Origin of the sequence: Nostoc sp. C117 (genome assembly GCF_043099735.1) — a bacterium.
Lineage (GTDB): Bacteria > Cyanobacteriota > Cyanobacteriia > Cyanobacteriales > Nostocaceae > Nostoc.
Genome location: NZ_CP170992.1, coordinates 112,183 through 128,313, shown reverse-complemented (window position 1 = coordinate 128,313; position 16,131 = coordinate 112,183). Strand labels below are relative to the sequence as shown.

At 37.2% G+C, this 16,131-nt stretch carries 11 protein-coding genes; 5 read left to right on the top strand and 6 right to left on the bottom strand.

Annotation, left to right across the window (positions count from 1 at the left end):
* The first annotated feature begins 34 nt into the window (after window positions 1–34).
* Window positions 35–316 (top strand): hypothetical protein, encoded by a 282-nt coding sequence (locus ACFG4S_RS34345; protein ID WP_096542864.1) that lies wholly within the window; start codon window positions 35–37, stop codon window positions 314–316.
* Window positions 317–402: 86 nt separating this feature from the next.
* Here ACFG4S_RS34345 and ACFG4S_RS34340 read toward each other — a convergent pair whose 3' ends face one another.
* Window positions 403–1,326 carry a transposase gene (locus ACFG4S_RS34340; protein ID WP_392536181.1) on the bottom strand — a complete coding sequence of 308 codons (924 nt, stop codon included), beginning with the start codon at window positions 1,324–1,326 and terminating at the stop codon, window positions 403–405.
* 314 nt (window positions 1,327–1,640) lie between these two features.
* Between ACFG4S_RS34340 and ACFG4S_RS34335 the strand changes: the two genes are divergently transcribed.
* The 3 genes from ACFG4S_RS34335 to ACFG4S_RS34325 are packed head-to-tail and all read left to right on the top strand — an operon-like array spanning window position 1,641 to window position 4,054.
* Window positions 1,641–2,549: a chromosome partitioning protein ParA gene (locus ACFG4S_RS34335; protein ID WP_392536180.1), complete on the top strand. Its 909-nt coding sequence runs from the start codon at window positions 1,641–1,643 to the stop codon at window positions 2,547–2,549.
* A gap of 22 nt (window positions 2,550–2,571) precedes the next feature.
* Window positions 2,572–3,378, top strand: a complete 807-nt coding sequence (locus ACFG4S_RS34330; protein WP_392536179.1) for a hypothetical protein — start codon at window positions 2,572–2,574, stop codon at window positions 3,376–3,378.
* Between the two features lie 55 nt (window positions 3,379–3,433).
* Window positions 3,434–4,054: a DUF6753 family protein gene (locus tag ACFG4S_RS34325; RefSeq protein WP_096585410.1), complete on the top strand. Its 621-nt coding sequence runs from the start codon at window positions 3,434–3,436 to the stop codon at window positions 4,052–4,054.
* A gap of 4 nt (window positions 4,055–4,058) precedes the next feature.
* On the opposite strand, the gene ACFG4S_RS34320 is transcribed toward ACFG4S_RS34325, so the two are convergent.
* The 5 genes from ACFG4S_RS34320 to ACFG4S_RS34300 form a co-directional block, all read right to left on the bottom strand.
* Window positions 4,059–4,847 carry a response regulator gene (locus tag ACFG4S_RS34320; RefSeq protein ID WP_392536178.1) on the bottom strand — a complete coding sequence of 263 codons (789 nt, stop codon included), beginning with the start codon at window positions 4,845–4,847 and terminating at the stop codon, window positions 4,059–4,061.
* A 498-nt stretch (window positions 4,848–5,345) separates the two neighbouring features.
* Window positions 5,346–6,116, bottom strand: coding sequence for a hypothetical protein (locus ACFG4S_RS34315; protein WP_392536177.1), 771 nt, complete (start codon window positions 6,114–6,116; stop codon window positions 5,346–5,348).
* A 7-nt stretch (window positions 6,117–6,123) separates the two neighbouring features.
* Window positions 6,124–13,869, bottom strand: coding sequence for a hypothetical protein (locus ACFG4S_RS34310; protein ID WP_392536176.1), 7,746 nt, complete (start codon window positions 13,867–13,869; stop codon window positions 6,124–6,126).
* Window positions 13,870–14,668: 799 nt separating this feature from the next.
* A complete protein-coding gene (locus ACFG4S_RS34305) occupies window positions 14,669–15,025 on the bottom strand; it encodes a hypothetical protein (RefSeq protein ID WP_392536175.1) in 357 nt (118 codons plus the stop codon).
* Window positions 15,026–15,196: 171 nt separating this feature from the next.
* Window positions 15,197–15,874 (bottom strand): hypothetical protein, encoded by a 678-nt coding sequence (locus ACFG4S_RS34300; protein WP_392536174.1) that lies wholly within the window; start codon window positions 15,872–15,874, stop codon window positions 15,197–15,199.
* Between the two features lie 61 nt (window positions 15,875–15,935).
* Here ACFG4S_RS34300 and ACFG4S_RS34295 point away from each other — a divergent pair, with 61 nt between their 5' ends.
* Window positions 15,936–16,130 carry a hypothetical protein gene (locus ACFG4S_RS34295; RefSeq protein ID WP_392536173.1) on the top strand — a complete coding sequence of 65 codons (195 nt, stop codon included), beginning with the start codon at window positions 15,936–15,938 and terminating at the stop codon, window positions 16,128–16,130.
* Window position 16,131 lies beyond the last annotated feature (1 nt).

The window sequence follows — 16,131 nt, the reverse complement described above, 5'->3', positions numbered from 1 at the left end:
GAGTAAAATTTGGTACAAAAATATAGAAGAAAATATGAAAGATATCTTAATGGAAAAACTGTTTAATCAAGCAGTTGAACCAATCTTCCAAGCCAACAATTTAACTAAATATTCAGCACTCAAACAAAGAGAGGATGAATTTAAATCGTTGTTTAATATTGAATTAGCAGAATATGTGGACTCGAAAAGAGGATTTAATTTTTCTCTATTTATCCGCGACTTTTTAAGTGAAGATTGCTTGCCGTACAGGGACGCTATTCAACAAAAATATGGAGAACGAGCAGCGGATTTGATTGGAGAATTAATTTGTATTTGAAAGCAAACAAAGTTAGCTGGTAGTTAGAATTTATGACTATACGGCCAGCGTTCCTTGCAACTTTAACACTATGTATCTGTATCTTCCTAACTTAATTGTTGCTCAAACTCAGATATTGAACCTGTAGTTACTGCTTTTTCTAACAATTGATTCAATAACTCAATGTCATATAACTTATTTAATTTTTCTACTAATTCAGTAGGAACATCTTTAAATCGAATTGTTAGGATTTGAGAAATATTTTTCTGGGTAGCTTTTGCTATACCTATGCGTTCTATGCTTGTTATGTATGTCATTTGCTGTTCCGCCTCAAAACGCTCCAATTCGGCTTGAAAATTTAAGTCTAACTCCGGTGGTAGAGTCATTAATCTATCTAGCAACCGGAAGATTTGCTGGATTTTATCTCTACTATAGCCTAACTCATACATTCGTTTAATTAGGCTCAACTTCCACTGCAATCGGCCTGCTAAATCTTGAGTTGTCGCTTGTGTCCGCAGGTGCGCCATCACCAGAACAGCAAAAGGACTATCACTTTGTTCTAATTCTGACCAACGAGATTCATAGTCCAGTAGCTTGACAATGGGAAACTGAAGACTCAAACGACATCCCCAACGACCATAACTATATTCTTGCGGTCGCCAATTGGCTTGATTGTCTCCTAGAATTGCCAAGCTAACAACTTCTTGGTTATAACGGTCAAAGATTCTGTAGTGGTAAGAAAACATCCGTTTAGGGAAGTTGGTATCTACTTGACTTTGGATTTCCAGGTGAATCAGCAACCAAGTTTCCTTTCCATCTTTTAGCCAAACTTTGATTAGCTTATCGACGAATTGTTTACCAATTTCAGATTCTCTCATCAACTGCTGAAGTTCTTTCTCAAGGAATTCATAGCCTCTCTCCCAGTCAATTTTTGCTTGAATCTCTGGAAAGAAAAATGCAAGAAATGCTTCAAAATATTGTTCTACACCTTCCTTCCAAGCACCATCATAATCAGCTCGTATTTCACTCATAGATTATTTCCGATCAAAATATCATAATGCCTTTTTTTAAAGCCAAGTTAATTTAAACTACATAAAATTTATGACTAATTTACATATCAACAAATGTTGGTTTAATGTGGATTTTTGTTGCTTGGCTTTTTGAGCAAGAGGTTACATAATCAAAGTAGTTTATTCAAAATAAATTAGGAAAATTTTATTGAGCGATATAGTTGCCAATTTCTTTATTTTATTAATTTAATTTATTGATTTTGTGTTTACAAATTAAAAATTTAGATTGACATTAACCTAACACAACAAAGCTTAGTCACTTTGTAAATAATATTATGACCAGAAAAAATAAAGAACAACCAGCCATGTCAAACAATACTTCCTCCAATACTAATAGTAAGTCTCAAAAGCGACTGATAATTATAACAGGTGATAAAGGTGGCGTGGGTAAAAGTACCTTTGCACGAGCAATATTTCAACTTTATATTAATAAAAATTTACCCTGTGTTGCTTATGAAGCTGACTTAAGGAATCCTCAGATAGAAAGATATTTTCAAAAAGATTACCGCCCTATAATACGTTATATTGATATTTTTCATAGAGGTGGTGCTGATGATTTATTAATTAATCTAGATGAGAGTGATTGTCCTATCACATTATTAGACTTACCTGCACAATCTGGAGGTTTCTTTGAAAGTTATGTCAAAGAGCTTGCATTTTTTGAAGTTCTGAAAACTGAAATTAATTGTCGAGTGATAATGGTTTCAGTGATTAGTAGAGTTCTTGACTCTATAAATGTTTTAGAAAAACTTCGTGAACTTTGTAAAGACCAAGTAGATTATATTGTAGTCAAAAATCTATTTCATGGTGAAGAAGAAAAGTTTGAGCGATATAATGACTCTTCCCTACGTCAGAATATGCTTGCAGAAGGTCTGATAGAACTTGTAATGCCAGATTTATTCTACAAGTCTTATGACTTTCTTGACCGTCATGCTTTAACCTTTAATGAAGGTCAGACTCATAAAGAAACAAATATTGTAATTAAGTCAAGAATTAAATCTTGGCTTGGTGAGTTTGAAACGCAAATTAAGCCAGCATTTAATTTATTGGGTTTTGATATACAACCAGATGACTGTTACTACCCAGCAGTTGTGGAAAAATCTAAAGAGCTTAGAGAAAACGAAGAAAAAGAAAAAGCTAAAAACCAAGATGCAAATTTACCATCTGAAGATATAGCTGCTTAATTGAATAGGTTGCTTGGTTTTTATGTTTGGAAAGCGTTTTGTAATTACATCGGGTGATGCTCGTGTGGGTAAGTCCACAGTTTCTAGGCTCTTGCTGGAATTGTACTTGAAAAGTAAATGCAATGCGCGTGTTTTCTACCACGGTTATCGTAACAAGCTATCGATGTATAAAACAAAAGGTTTTGAAATAAACCATTTGGGATTGTCTAGGGGCGATTCGGATAGATTATTACTGGACTTAGAAATGTTTCCAAATATTGATGTAGTTTTGACAGATATGCCAGGTCAAAACCATCAAGAGTTCAAGTTTTTTGATAAAGATGTTTCACTGATAGGGAATCTTAACCATCTCGGATATCGTGTTACTTTCTTGCACCCGATATCACACCGTAAAGACTGTGTTGAAGATTATCTTGAGGATTTATACAACCATTTTGGTAGTCAAGTTGACTATGTTGTTATCAAAAATTATTACTTTGGCAAGCAATTTCGATACTATGAAGGTAGTCGATTCCAAGCTGATATTAAAAAATTAAATGGCTTCGAGCTAGTTTTGGGGGGGTTGCATAACGACTTTTACGAGTTGCTTGAGGATACTGGTTTACCCTATGCTCAACTTATTGAAACTGAATCCCCTCTTAATACTATTCAGCGTTCAATAGTATTCAACTGGATGGAGAATTTTAATAATTTTATTGTTTCTAATGAGATTGCTTCTAATTATTTAGGGCTAAGTAAGAACTGTACAGAACTAGCTTCTGTAGGTACAAATCAACAACATCCTTCCAATTTTGATGTAAATGAAGATATTGAATCTGAAGAATGGTAAGTATGAGCTTTACCAAATTGACAGTGAGGTTTTAAATTAACTGTTTAAACAACCTATGACCAATATTGCAAAAGTTGTTGAAAAAGTAATTGCAGAATATTCTGAAGAAAAGAAAGCAGAGGTCACTGATTGGATACTTAAATTGGGTGTTCGACCTGATGACCCCTTGTTTAATCTATATGCGGAACTAGGTACAACCCAATTTGCGTTGCAGCAGCTACCTGGTAGGCTTGACTCGCTTGTGGTGGGTTGGACTGACATGGTGGACGATAAGCTTAATAGTGCTTCTAAGGTGGCAATACAGCAACAAAAAAGTGCGATCGCCCAAGCCGCTAAGGATTTAATTAAGATGACTAAGCAAGCTGGTGGGGCATTGCCACTCTTGGGCGTAAGTAATTGGCGATTGGCACAAGTAGCGGGAGTGTTGGGTTTTGTACTGGCTTTGGGATCTGCAATTGGTGTTTTTACATACAAAACTATTGCTGAAAGTGTAACTTTTCAGCAGGCGGCTTCTGGAACTGCTATTTTACAACCCGAAGATAAAAAGCTTCTGGATTGGGCCAAATCTAATGAAGGTAAGGTAGCACGTAGTATTTATGTTAGAAACGCTGCCATCATTAAAACTTGCCGTCAGCAGAAGAAGTATTCAGGTGGCTGCATAATTGCAGTTGATTAATTTTCTAGGCAACCCAGCCTTTGTATCCCTTATTACTCGTTTTAGCTGTATCCTTTTGACTATTTTGGTTGGTTTTGACTCTTGTGTGGGTTGCTTGAGTAACTTCTTCTTCGATTTTCATGTCTGCAAAGCTGAGGATTCCCAGGCGGATAGCTTCACGGATAGCGTTTAATCTATCTTTGACTCCCAACTTGATAAATGAATTATGTAAATATGACCTGACTGTACCTTCGGAAACATACATGACATTAGCAATTTCATTATTTTTCATGCCACCAGCCGCTAATTTGAGAACTGTAATTTCTTTATTAGAAAAATCACTTAACAAATCTAGTGAATCTCTATCGGCTGTGTCATTTGACCTAAGATTATCAATCAAAATGCGACTAATAGTTGGGTCAATCCATGATTCATTATTGTATGCAGCCATTACTGCTTCAATGAATCTTTCTCCTACTTCTTCCCTGGCATTATTTTTACAGTAGTAGCAGTCTGCGCCATTACTAATTGCTGCGTTAATGGTATCTCGGCTGCTATTTGCAGTCATAACCACTATTTTAATTGACGTGTGTTTGCATTTAATTAAACTTATGACATCAGTGCCATTGATATCAGGTAAATCAATATTTATCACCACGATATCTGGCTTTTGTTGGTCAACAATTTCTATTCCTTCTTTTCCGGTTTTTGCAAGGCCACATACCTGGATTTTACCAGTTTCAGATAATATCGTCGCCGCACCAACCCTAGATATGTTCTCATTTTCAATGATGACAACATTAATAGGTTTCATATTACATACTGTTTGGTTTAGTATTGTCCCTGATAATAATACTTATAGCATTTACTTTTTACTGTTTCTTAATCTTTACAGTTACTATAAATTAATCAGCTTATTTAAAAACTTTATTTTTGAATTTAAAAAATTTACAAAGTGATTGGATGGTTTGTGTGGTTTTCATTAAGCAATCTATTTACTAGATTTTCATATTGATAAAATTTGATGTTAATGTGTTTAAGTGAATTTTTATAGTAATAAACGATTTTTTATGAGTTTCAATCAACTTGTAGGATGGATAGAAAATATTGTTGTTTGGTCTTTAATAGGAATGCTATGTTTGGTCGGGTTAGGTAGATTACCTATTAACCCTACAAGTTTGTTTGACTTTAGTGCGTCTTTTTACTATTTTTCTGTTGCGGTTGTTATTTGCCCCAAAACTCCCTTGAGTTTTAATAACAAGCTAGTTTTGGGGTTTATAGCTTTCTCGTATGGTGTGTGCTTTGGGTTGATTTAATCTATCTCTTGAGTAGCATCCTGGTTTTTGAATTGTTGTTGGTTCTGTTCGCAGCGTGTTTGTTGCTCATCGAACAGAGCCTTAAACCGTTCAAATTCATTATAGGTAAGGTTATTGATGATGATAGAGTAACTCCCTGAGCTATGATTACGAGATGCTAGGAGTGCTTCTTGACTTGCTTCTGATTCTGGCGAATTTCTATCAAGGCTAAGAGTTTGTGAATCTTCTTCTAATTTTAGACTTGCAGTATATACCTCACTTTTATAAATGATACTTTCTGTCTCTTTGTCTGGTTTTCCAAATATATTTAAGCGGTCTAAAATTACAGGAATAACAAATTGTTGAATTTGGAAATTAGCAATAATAGATTGTACTTTATCGTGTTGACATTCTTCTACTAGATCGCCATTATTATCGTCATTTTTATCTGTAAAGTTTTTTAGAACTTCTGGTTCAATTGTATTGTCTTTAGACTGGCTTACTTCGGGTTGTAAAGATGACTCTTGACTAACTGGATTAACAAAATTGACAGTTTCAATTTCTGTGGAGCTTAACTTTACTTCTTCTTGTGCTATTTCACTGATTCTATTTATTTCTGAATTTAACTTTAACACAGCCTCTTGTCGTTTCTGAGCAGTTGGAGGATTTTTTGCATATTCTGCAAATTTTTCATCAGGTATATTAAGCTGTGCAATCAATTCTCTAAGGAGACAAGCTTGCATTGCTGGAGTTAAACCTTCTACTGGAAAATCGATTAGTTCTTTCATAGTAAAATTACCTTTCTACTAAATCTTTTTTGACATCTTTGAGTGCATTATTGATGCGCTCGCTCATAACTTGAAAATCTTGTAATGTTTCATCACTAATGTTACTTACTTGAGTTTTTCCTTGTTTGACATATAGCAAGATATTATCCTTTTTATCTTTAACTAAATAAGTTTGGTTTTGAGTCTGAGTAGCAATCTGATATTTTTCTGTTTGGACTGTCATAATGCCATTAATATCTTCTTGTCCAATTGTCTTAACTACACGTTGAGCAAGACTGGTCATCTCATTAACTTTTTCTAATTCTTTAATGTCTTGTTCCATTGCCTTAAAAGCATTCTCAAGACTAATATTTTCTTGAATGTATAAATTAGTTACCTCCTGAATTCTATTGAGATATGTGTCTGATTTACCGAGTTTTTCAGCCGCCATATACCAGTCTTGAAGATTTTGCACTGTATTAGCTTTCATCCGCTCGATAATGCTATCCATCGCTCCAACTTGCTGCATTTTGGGTTGAGTAAGTGATGCGAGTGCTCGGTCAATATTTGGTTGTTGGCTTTGTTGTGGATAGAAAATGCTTTTGTTTTTAGCAATTAATGAGTTATCTGATACTTGTGTATTGGTAGAAATAATATCGCTACTAACTTTGGTGTTTTCTACAGGATTAAATACTGCGTATCCTTGGGAAGTTTGTTCTACTTTGTACCCTTTTTCTTGAAGATAATTTTGAACTAATTGGTCAGTTCCTTGTGCATTTCCGACTAGAAAAGAGCTTTTCGCTGCTATTGCCTTATCAAGTAAAGGTTTATAGTGATTTTCAAATGTTTGGGCAATTTGCTCACTTGTTACTCCGCGCCACGGGCCAGAGCCGGACACCATAATGATGTCTTCTTTTAAGTAATTTCCTGTGTTGGCGCGTTCCCCCCATGCTTCCTCGTAATTTCGAGTGCTTGAAGGTGTACCGGGGGGTGCAGCTGATTTACCGATAAACTGGGTAGCTATTTGGGCCATCGCAATGTCTTTTTTCATGTGTTCAGCGACGGCGGCGTTTATGGGTTCGAGTTGAGATAGTGGATTTGTGGGCCGCACAGCAGTCTGTTGGGACTTGTCCTGCTGGGTTTGTACTGTAGTTTGTTGTGATTTTGCAACTACGTATATATACGCTTCGCTAAGGGCTTGAATAAATGCGGATTCTTTACCCTTACCTTGCCACTGTTGATCCTGGGCATTACTTATGCTTGTACAATTCTCTAACCAATTGACTCCCCCGCGTTTGGCGATCGCCTCAGTCAGCCGGGGGTGTTGTTCGAGTTTAGCCTGAAGCACTTCTACCATTAGCTGGTATTCATCAACTGATGGATGCAACTGCTTTTGGTGATTAAATGCGTGTTCGGCGGATGCGTATGCTACCCCTTGAGGTTTTTGGACATGGGTTTCTACTCCATACTGCCCAGCAGGGGCTTCTGGATTATTGTTGACTGAAACTTGGTAATCGTTTTGCAGCTTGCCTTGTTCTTTGGCGAGTGCAGTGGCAAGACTTAGTGCTACTCCCAGCCCATCTTTGGAGTCGGGGCTGATATTTACTGGAGTTGCAGCTTGTTTTTGGATGGTTGGGAACGGAACAATTTTGCTATTGACATAATCTCCTAGTGGCTCCATGAATAAGCCATATACCTGACTCTTACTCGCTTGAGTTTGGGTAAGTTCTTTTGGTGAATGCTTCTCCCATCTCGCCCAGGCTTGCTGGTAACTTGGGTCTTGAATCATTTGGGTGGTAATTTTATATTGCTTACCTACCCGAAAAGCAACTTGCTTGCCGTTTTTACCTTGGGCGATCGCAATATCTCCCTCATTGATACCATAAGTTTTTTGGTAGTCTACACCTCTGGTAGTGTGTATCCTACCGTGTCCGCGCATAGCATCAATGGTTGTATCAACTGGTACTGCGGCAGCTTCGCCGTGCAGATGCAGCGAATAAACCATTGGTACTGGTTTGCCAAATATAGCCGGGTTGTCTGGAATCTGAGGGTTAGCAGCGCGTGCCGCAGTGGAATTGCCAATGGCGATAATTTCTTCGACAGTTGGTTGGTTTGAAGGGTGTGAGGGTATGTTTTGGGTGGCTTCTCTGAGGCTGCTATAACTGCGCTCTACTTTAATTTCTCCCCCTGGTGTCCACTCGTTAGCTTTGATGGTGAGGTCGCTGTTGCCTTGGACTACCGCACGCGGAGGTTGGTTTGAGGTGAGGAAGTTCTCAAATTTTTGGCGAACGCTGTTTTCTCTGCCCAGGTCATTTTTAATTGACCAGATGTTGATAGACCATCTGCCAGCTTCAGTATTCAGTGCAGCGTGTTCGTTTTTGCAGTTAAAGCGGGTTACTGTACCTGACTCAAGTTTAAACTCTTGGTATGGTGCGTCCTGATTCTCTTCCCTAGTCCATGCCATTCGTTCCTTAGCAGCACGATAGCCCCAGTCAGAATTTCCCATATTAATGCTGCGGGCTTCCGTCGCGGCGTAGGAGTCATCGCGGTGGTAGTTAATGCCACCACCGGGGTTCTCGGAGTAAGTTACCAGCACAATCTCAGCATCAGGATAGACTTGTTTGACAAGTTCCATCAAAGAGTCGTCCTGCACCCCTGGCTTGAAATCTTTATCCTTCAAATCCCATTTTGCACCGATCCAGGCGACTTGTCTCAGTGGTGCATAGTTAGATTTGTCATTTTCAAGTATGGGTTTGAGGTGGGTTTCAAGATGCGATCGCAATTGTTCTACTTTTTCCTCGCTTACCTTACCCAATATTTCGATAGCTTTAGTTGGATCGGCTTGACGCGAGTTGGGTAGTAATATTGGTTGATTCTTAGCTTGTAATTGTGTATTCTTTACTACTTGTATCTCAACCGCGTTTTGATAGACTTGTGAAATTCCTGCAACTGTGGCGTTAGTATTTAATTGAATATTAGTTGTATTCTTTTCAGATAAAGCTTTAGCAGGAACAATTGGTACTGGAGAATCTTCTTGATTGAGTTCTCTTGGACGGTTAGGAAGTGCTTTTAGAGATTTTTGATAATCACTATTTTCTGGAATATGGTTTAATTTTAAAAGACTACCTTCAGTTGCAACTTTTTGATTTAACTCTGTAATAAGCTGTTCGTAGTGGTCAAAACCATCAACTTCACCAATATTAATAGCTTCTCCCAGTAAACTATTAAATTCTTTCTTTATTTCCTCACTAATTTCATTTTTATGAAAAATAAATGTAGCTGTGTTACTCTCAATAAAATAGTTGTTTTCAGTAGACTTTGATTCTAACCAAGTGGCTACAGCGATTGCGTCTTGTGCGGGAACTACTAATCCAAGAGCTTCTTTAGTTTCTGCCTGCGATCCATCTGGGTAACTATATTGTTGATTTGGATTATAAAAATATACAGTTTGTTGGGCAATAATTGGAGTGGGTTGTGAGGTTATATCTGCACTTTTGATATGACCACCAGCACGGTTAATAAAGGTTTGTCTTAATTCGCTGCTGATAGTAGTTTCATCAAGTACGAATACAGTCATTCCTTTTTTAGCTTCTAACCGAGCTTGTGATACAGGAAGCTGTTCGTATGATACTCCTACTTTTTCGAGATACTTTTTGGTTTTTTCGGCTATATTTTCATCAACTGCTAATCCTAAAAGCCCTACTAATTTTTGCTCTTTATCTTGGAACATGATTGTAGGGCGTTCGTTAATTTTACCGAGTATTTGGTTGCGTTTTTCCTGCTGCTCGTCTCTGACAGGCTTTTCATTACTTATAAGCTGACTGCGTTTAACCCATTTGTCGGGATATTGTACTGTTTCTGGATTAATTATTATTTTACAGGTACTTTCATTACTGGTAATCTGTACAGGGATAGTGGTTCGTTGTTGGTTTTGGCGAATAATACCCGTATCAATTAATTTTTGTACAGTGCTACTTTCTTTCCTTTGCCACTGTTTTTGTATATTCCCTTTATTTAAATCAGCTTCGAGACGTTCATTATGCTGACCAATAATACCGAGTGATTGGTCGCCAATTTTAGCAATATAAACGTGCTTTTTATCAAATGCACGAATTAAAGTTTCTTGAAATGCTTGGTTGTTAATTTCCTGTTTCTTGTATTTTGGATTCGTAATATTAATTCGTAATAGATTGCTTTGAGATGTTTCTGCTATAGCATAGGCATTTTGTCCAGTGATGATAGTTTGAATTTTAAGATGTAACTTTTGCCCATTCCCAGGCTTTTCTGCTAGCCAGCCTTGAGCAATACCTTGTTTGATTGATTCTTTATCAATATTGCCTAGTTTTTCAGGTTTGTTACCATTTTGAAGATAGATAGTATAGTCTTCCCGAATCAGGTCAACCTTTTCGATTGTTAACATTACAGGTTCATTATTAAACCTTTGGGAATTTCCAAACTTATTAACTTCGCCTACCTTGAAAGTTAGTTCTGGTAGTCCAGGTACTTTGGTTGTAACAGAGGTGGTATATACTTCACCTTTTTCAAGACTACCAATAGCAATAGTACCAATTGGTAGCCGGGCGTTACTTTGTTCAATATTTCCGAATGATTCGTAATTACCCTCTTGATTCTGGATTTCAATTACGCTTTTTCCATCTTCAGCTAGATTAAATCGAATACTCTGAGGTTGATTTTCATTTAAAAACTCACTATTCCGGTCAAACCCAGTGATACTAAACTCGGTAAACTTGAGTGTATTTAACTGACTGATAATCTCTTGAGGAAAGGTAGCAAAAGCGAAATTAGAAACTTTATTTTGGCGATCGCTACTTTTATCATTACCAGTCTCACGAGTAGTTGATACTGCCCAGGTGGCAGCTGCCATTGTTAGCTTTTGGTATTCTGGAATCGAATTATAAAATTCCTCTGCTATCTGGTAAGCTTTTTGGTAAAGAAGTTTAATTTGACCTTCGCTTAGTTCAGGCTGGAATGATATTTTGTTAGATTTTATTTCTTGTCCAAGCGTAATTCCTATCTCTTCGAGTTTATTTTCTTGCTCCCTCGCCAGTGTTCCTAATTTTCTAAACTTGGGTTTACCATTCTCAGTCTCACCGTTAATTTGAGCATAAACTAAATATTTATGCGGACGGTTATTGTTGCGCTTATCTTCGGATATTTCTGATACTTTTATCGTAATTGTGTTAGCTTTCCAGATAAATTCATTATCATACTGTAGAAGATTAGTTATACTTACTTGATTACCATTAGCAAGGATAATATTTGCAGACGGCCCTTTTTCAGTTTCTTTTTGTTTAGATAGCTCACTTGCTCGGTTGAATGATTTGTCGAATTCTTTTTTGATGAGGGTAGCTCTTAATCGCTGTTCTTGAGAAAATTCAACCCCTTTAAATAAAGCTTGAAATTGAACGATTTCACGCGATTCAAGGCGAGCTTTTTCAAAATACTGATTGGTTTGAGCAATTAGTAACTCAACAGGTGAATATCCCGTCGGTTGAATTATATTGTCAATATAGACATCTTTCTTCTTATCCTTAATATAGTTGACTTCACGGGGAAGAATCCGACTATTATTGCGAATAATTTCAATTTCAGGTTTTTTGGCACTCTTAAAAAGGTCAACTGCAATTTGATTTTGAAATGCTGCCTCAGCAATCATTTCACGGTACATTTGGATATTAATGTTCATCGCCACTAGTGTATTGGTGGGTTCTTGTCGAACAGTTTTGATGAACTCTTCCATGTAACTGCGATACTTGCTTGGAATCTCCTTCCCTTCAATACCCTTAGATTTTGCCCAGGCTTCTGTCTTGAATAAATCTTCGTAGTGTTTGGCTACCTGCTGTACGTACTCAATTGAGTCTTTTTCACTACCAAAATTTTTTAGAATCGTAATTTCTGACTCTAACGCCTCAATTGCGGTAAGGTGATTGTTGATAACACCCACACTAATGCCATCGCTCATGTGGATGGCGATTTCCTCAAATTCTGGCTGAGTGCCATCTTCTTGGTAAAAAGATTGTTTTTTAAGTTTGACAGTTGGAGCATAGGCGTTTTCGGGCAGGTTACGCTCCTTTGCCTCGGCGGTGAGGTTGGGATACTTGCTTGCCCGCTCGAAGCCGATACAATCACCATCGTAATCGCGTGCTTGACGCTCTTGTTCGGACTCTTGAGGGAGAATCTCTAATTCATAACCAGCTAATTTTAGTTCTAAAATATACTGATTAAATTTGTTAGTAAACTCGATTTTATCTCTAGTTTCGAGCTTACTAATATTTTGGTCTAAGTAATTTTCAATACCTTCTAACTGGATATTTTTTCTTTGAGCTTCTGGCAGGATAGATTTAATTTGCTCATTGAGGCGGTTGTAAATGCGATAGCTTGTTTCGTCCGAGACAGCGATCGCACCAGCGAGAGGTTGACCATCAGGCCCAAGGATATCTTCTACAATTTTGTTAGTTGAGACGCACAGACCATTTGAGTTGAGGAAAGGAGAGCGAAAGTTGAGAACTTCTTCCCCGTCTTGATAATGCGGTATGGAAATTTCCCCATTTTGCAGGTCTTTGGAGGGGATGACCATTGCTCGCTCAAATGTGAGCGTCTTGCCGATGGCGATTTCTTTCCACTCGTTTTGGACGAACCGGGCGAGTTCGCGCTGTACTTTCTCAGTTTCGAGAAGTTGCCCCTCTTCTTGCAGATCAGCTTTGATGAGTTTGTAAATAAACGAGTCAGTAGCAATACGATCGCGCAAAGTTTCTAACTCTTCTGCTACTGTTGGATCTTCTGCTGCTTGTTCTTCTAGTGTGGTTGCTTGTTCTTCTAAAAAGGCTTTCCTTTTCTCGTACTTTTCGCAGTAAAGTTGTGCAAGTTGCCGAGGATCATCCTGTGCTTCTTTAAGCTTTTTGGCTTCAAGTTCTAGCTGTTCAGTAAAGTCTTTCAGTCCGTTAGGGAATGAAGCGAGTAACTGCGATATAGCTGTCTTGCCGAGTTCAGATTGTGATTTTTCACCTAGCCAGATATTTTGCCTGTACAATCCAGGTTGAATTTGAGGCTTAGTTGGGCCATTAGGATTATCTTTATCAGTTCCCTTGAACGCAGATAAGGGAAGAATTAGGTCAATTTTAGTTGAGTTATTCGAGTTTTGATAATTGAGGATTTGCTCAAGGTTAGCAGGGCGTAATGTACCTTTACCAAAACGGTATTTCTGATCATCTCCGTCTCGATCAGTCCAACCAAAGCGGTGCTGAATTACTCGATATTTATCACCTTTTTGATGCTTGGTTAATTCGTGATATAGGTCTTTTGATATTTGTCCGTAACAGTCTCCTGTTAGCAGATATGCTTGGTCATTACTGATAATGCCGCCATTTTCACCATTATTATCATCAACTATTAGGATGTTTAACTCTTTATTGACAGCATTTTTGCATGAGCCAAGAAAGATAGACCCGTAAGCACCTCTATCTTTGTTATCAGGGCATAATTGCCTAATTGTATCTAGACATTCTTCGGGTCCATATAACAACCGAGTTTTTGACGATAGTAATAATTTATGACCTTCAGGATGATTAGTTAATTGTTCCAGAGTAGACTTTTCGTCCATATGCCCGAACGAAAAGTTTATCCCAGGAAAGAAATATTCTAGTAGAGTATTATTAAGTTCTTCCTTTAACAGCGAATCTGGGTTATTTGTATTACCATCTGTATGAATCCATTGATTTAATCTAGTGTCAAAATGTTTAGCTTGAATTGTCATATATGAACAATTAAACTTATAAAATTAAATATAAATTTTCACTTTTTGGCACTAAAATACCCGTAGAGTTTAATTTTACTTTTTCTATACTGATAATTTATTAAACAATTTTCTAATTTATACCAACAAATAGCTATATTTTTTTATACCCTGAAATATAATTATTACTGAAAAATAGTTCCTAAAGACTTAATTCAACGTAGTCTTAAAATTTAAGTGGAAAAAAATATACAAACTTTTTGATTACTTCTTGCTTAACGCTAAATCAGTAGTAACATTTTTCATGTTTGCCATTGTGGTTATATTTGCAGTTTGGGATAGAAAGCTAAATTAGTGTGGCAGCACCTTGATAATTTTATACCTCCCTAATTTTTTACTCTCTGTACGTTTAAAATAAAGTCTTAAAATTTCTGAAGCGTGAAGGCATTAATTTTGCGTACTTATAGTTTGGGCTAGAAAATAATAAAGTCCTGAAGTTTTAGAGGAGGAATCTACCGACGCTAAGAGATCGAAATAATAAAGTCTTGAACTGTCACACAAGTGTAAGCTGCATCGCTACGATTCTTTGTCGGCTTTAACGTCGTAAACCACAAGGTCTTTTTGTGCCAGTTAGTTTAGGACTTTATTTTAAATTTGAAGACTTTGTTTTAAATTTTAGAATTTTATTCTAAATGTACACTCTCCTGTAGTTGTTCAATTTTAAGTGTCTCCTTTGTTCTAGCTATTATTTTTATTTAAAGTAACTAGAACAAAAATAAAACTGCCTAAAAGCTTGAATTCTCAGTAGACTGAGCAAGATTCAAGTAGGATTTTTATATAAAATACATAATCTTGTATAGTGCTGTAGACGTTCTGCGTAATATTTAGCTTTAAATTTGTTCTCTAATTCTTCCAATTTAGATGTTTCTATAGGTTCTAAACCCAAATAATTATGATACGCCTCATTAGCTTTATTAAGAACACTATAAGATTGATATGATGCTTCATTTTTAACCATAAACTCTATCAAGCTTTCTATAGTGCTATCCTGCCAAGAATCTGAAATATTATCTTGAAATTTTCCTCTTTTAGTCGATGTGGCATCACTCCATAAATCACCAAAAGGTATATCTTGATTTTTAAATTGTTTAAGCCATTCTCTAAAACTTATAGTCATTTTTCACTTCTCCCTAGTCGGTTTTTAGCCTGTTGCCATACCTATCAGAGCGATTTGATTGTAATGGTCACGTCGCACTGGTAGATAAAGCAGCTTTACACATAATCCTGAAATACAGGATTTATATTTTGTGGCAGTAATGAAGTAAATTTTCCCATTTTGCTGGTTTTATTAGTCGATGGATATAATTTCATCGATGTTGAAAACTTCAACTGTAGCATTTGGACTGTTCATATCTGTAGTTTGTTCGAGTAGACGTGTTGCTTCCTCAAGCAATGCGCTTGCGTTCTGAAGCAGTGTTCGCACCTGGGTTAACTTGTTTCGCCGTTCGATACCAAGTTGTGCTTCTATATACCGCGCATCATTATGATGGCTGAGGTGAATTACCCGTACTTGTTGTTCTTTCTCTGAAGGTGCAAATATTGCGTTTTCGGCGGTTAGTTTATAGTATGAGTACGTACCACTGGGGCGTTTAACATTGTAGATGTGGAGTTCGCAACTAGGTGGTGCGATGTACTGTCCGTCCAAGTTAGTAAGTCCAGTACGAATATTATCTAATGTGGTGGCGATCGCCTCGACGGCGGAGACAATACCTAACGATTCTGGTGACTGCGGGCAACCGCGCCTCATCAGCATCATAATGGCAGCAGAACGACGAGTCAGGCGAATTTGTTCTTGATACTGGCGCATTTGTTCTTCCCGGATACGAACAAGTTCGAGTTCTTCATCAGGGGTTAGTTCAACCGCACTCCCACAAGTTTTGTAATTTAAGCAGTCGCCAGGGTCTATGCCTGGGTACAGCATCATACTGGCACAGTCAAATCCAAGTCCACATTTTTTCTTAGGCATGGGTTATCGTTTTTTGTTCTAGTTACTTTTATAATTTTATATAGCTAGAACAAAGAGGCTTATGGGCGAGATAAACGATGTTAGAATTTTTGCGCCTGAGCAAGATATTGCGTCGTGGCAGTCGTTGTTTGAGGAGATGGAAGCGCAAGGACTGGTTGAAATTGTCCAAAAACCAGATAAATTTTATGAAGTCAGGGGAAGTGAGAAACTTAAACGAGGGTATTTCAAGATTAAGCTGTTGCGCTGTGATTTATAAA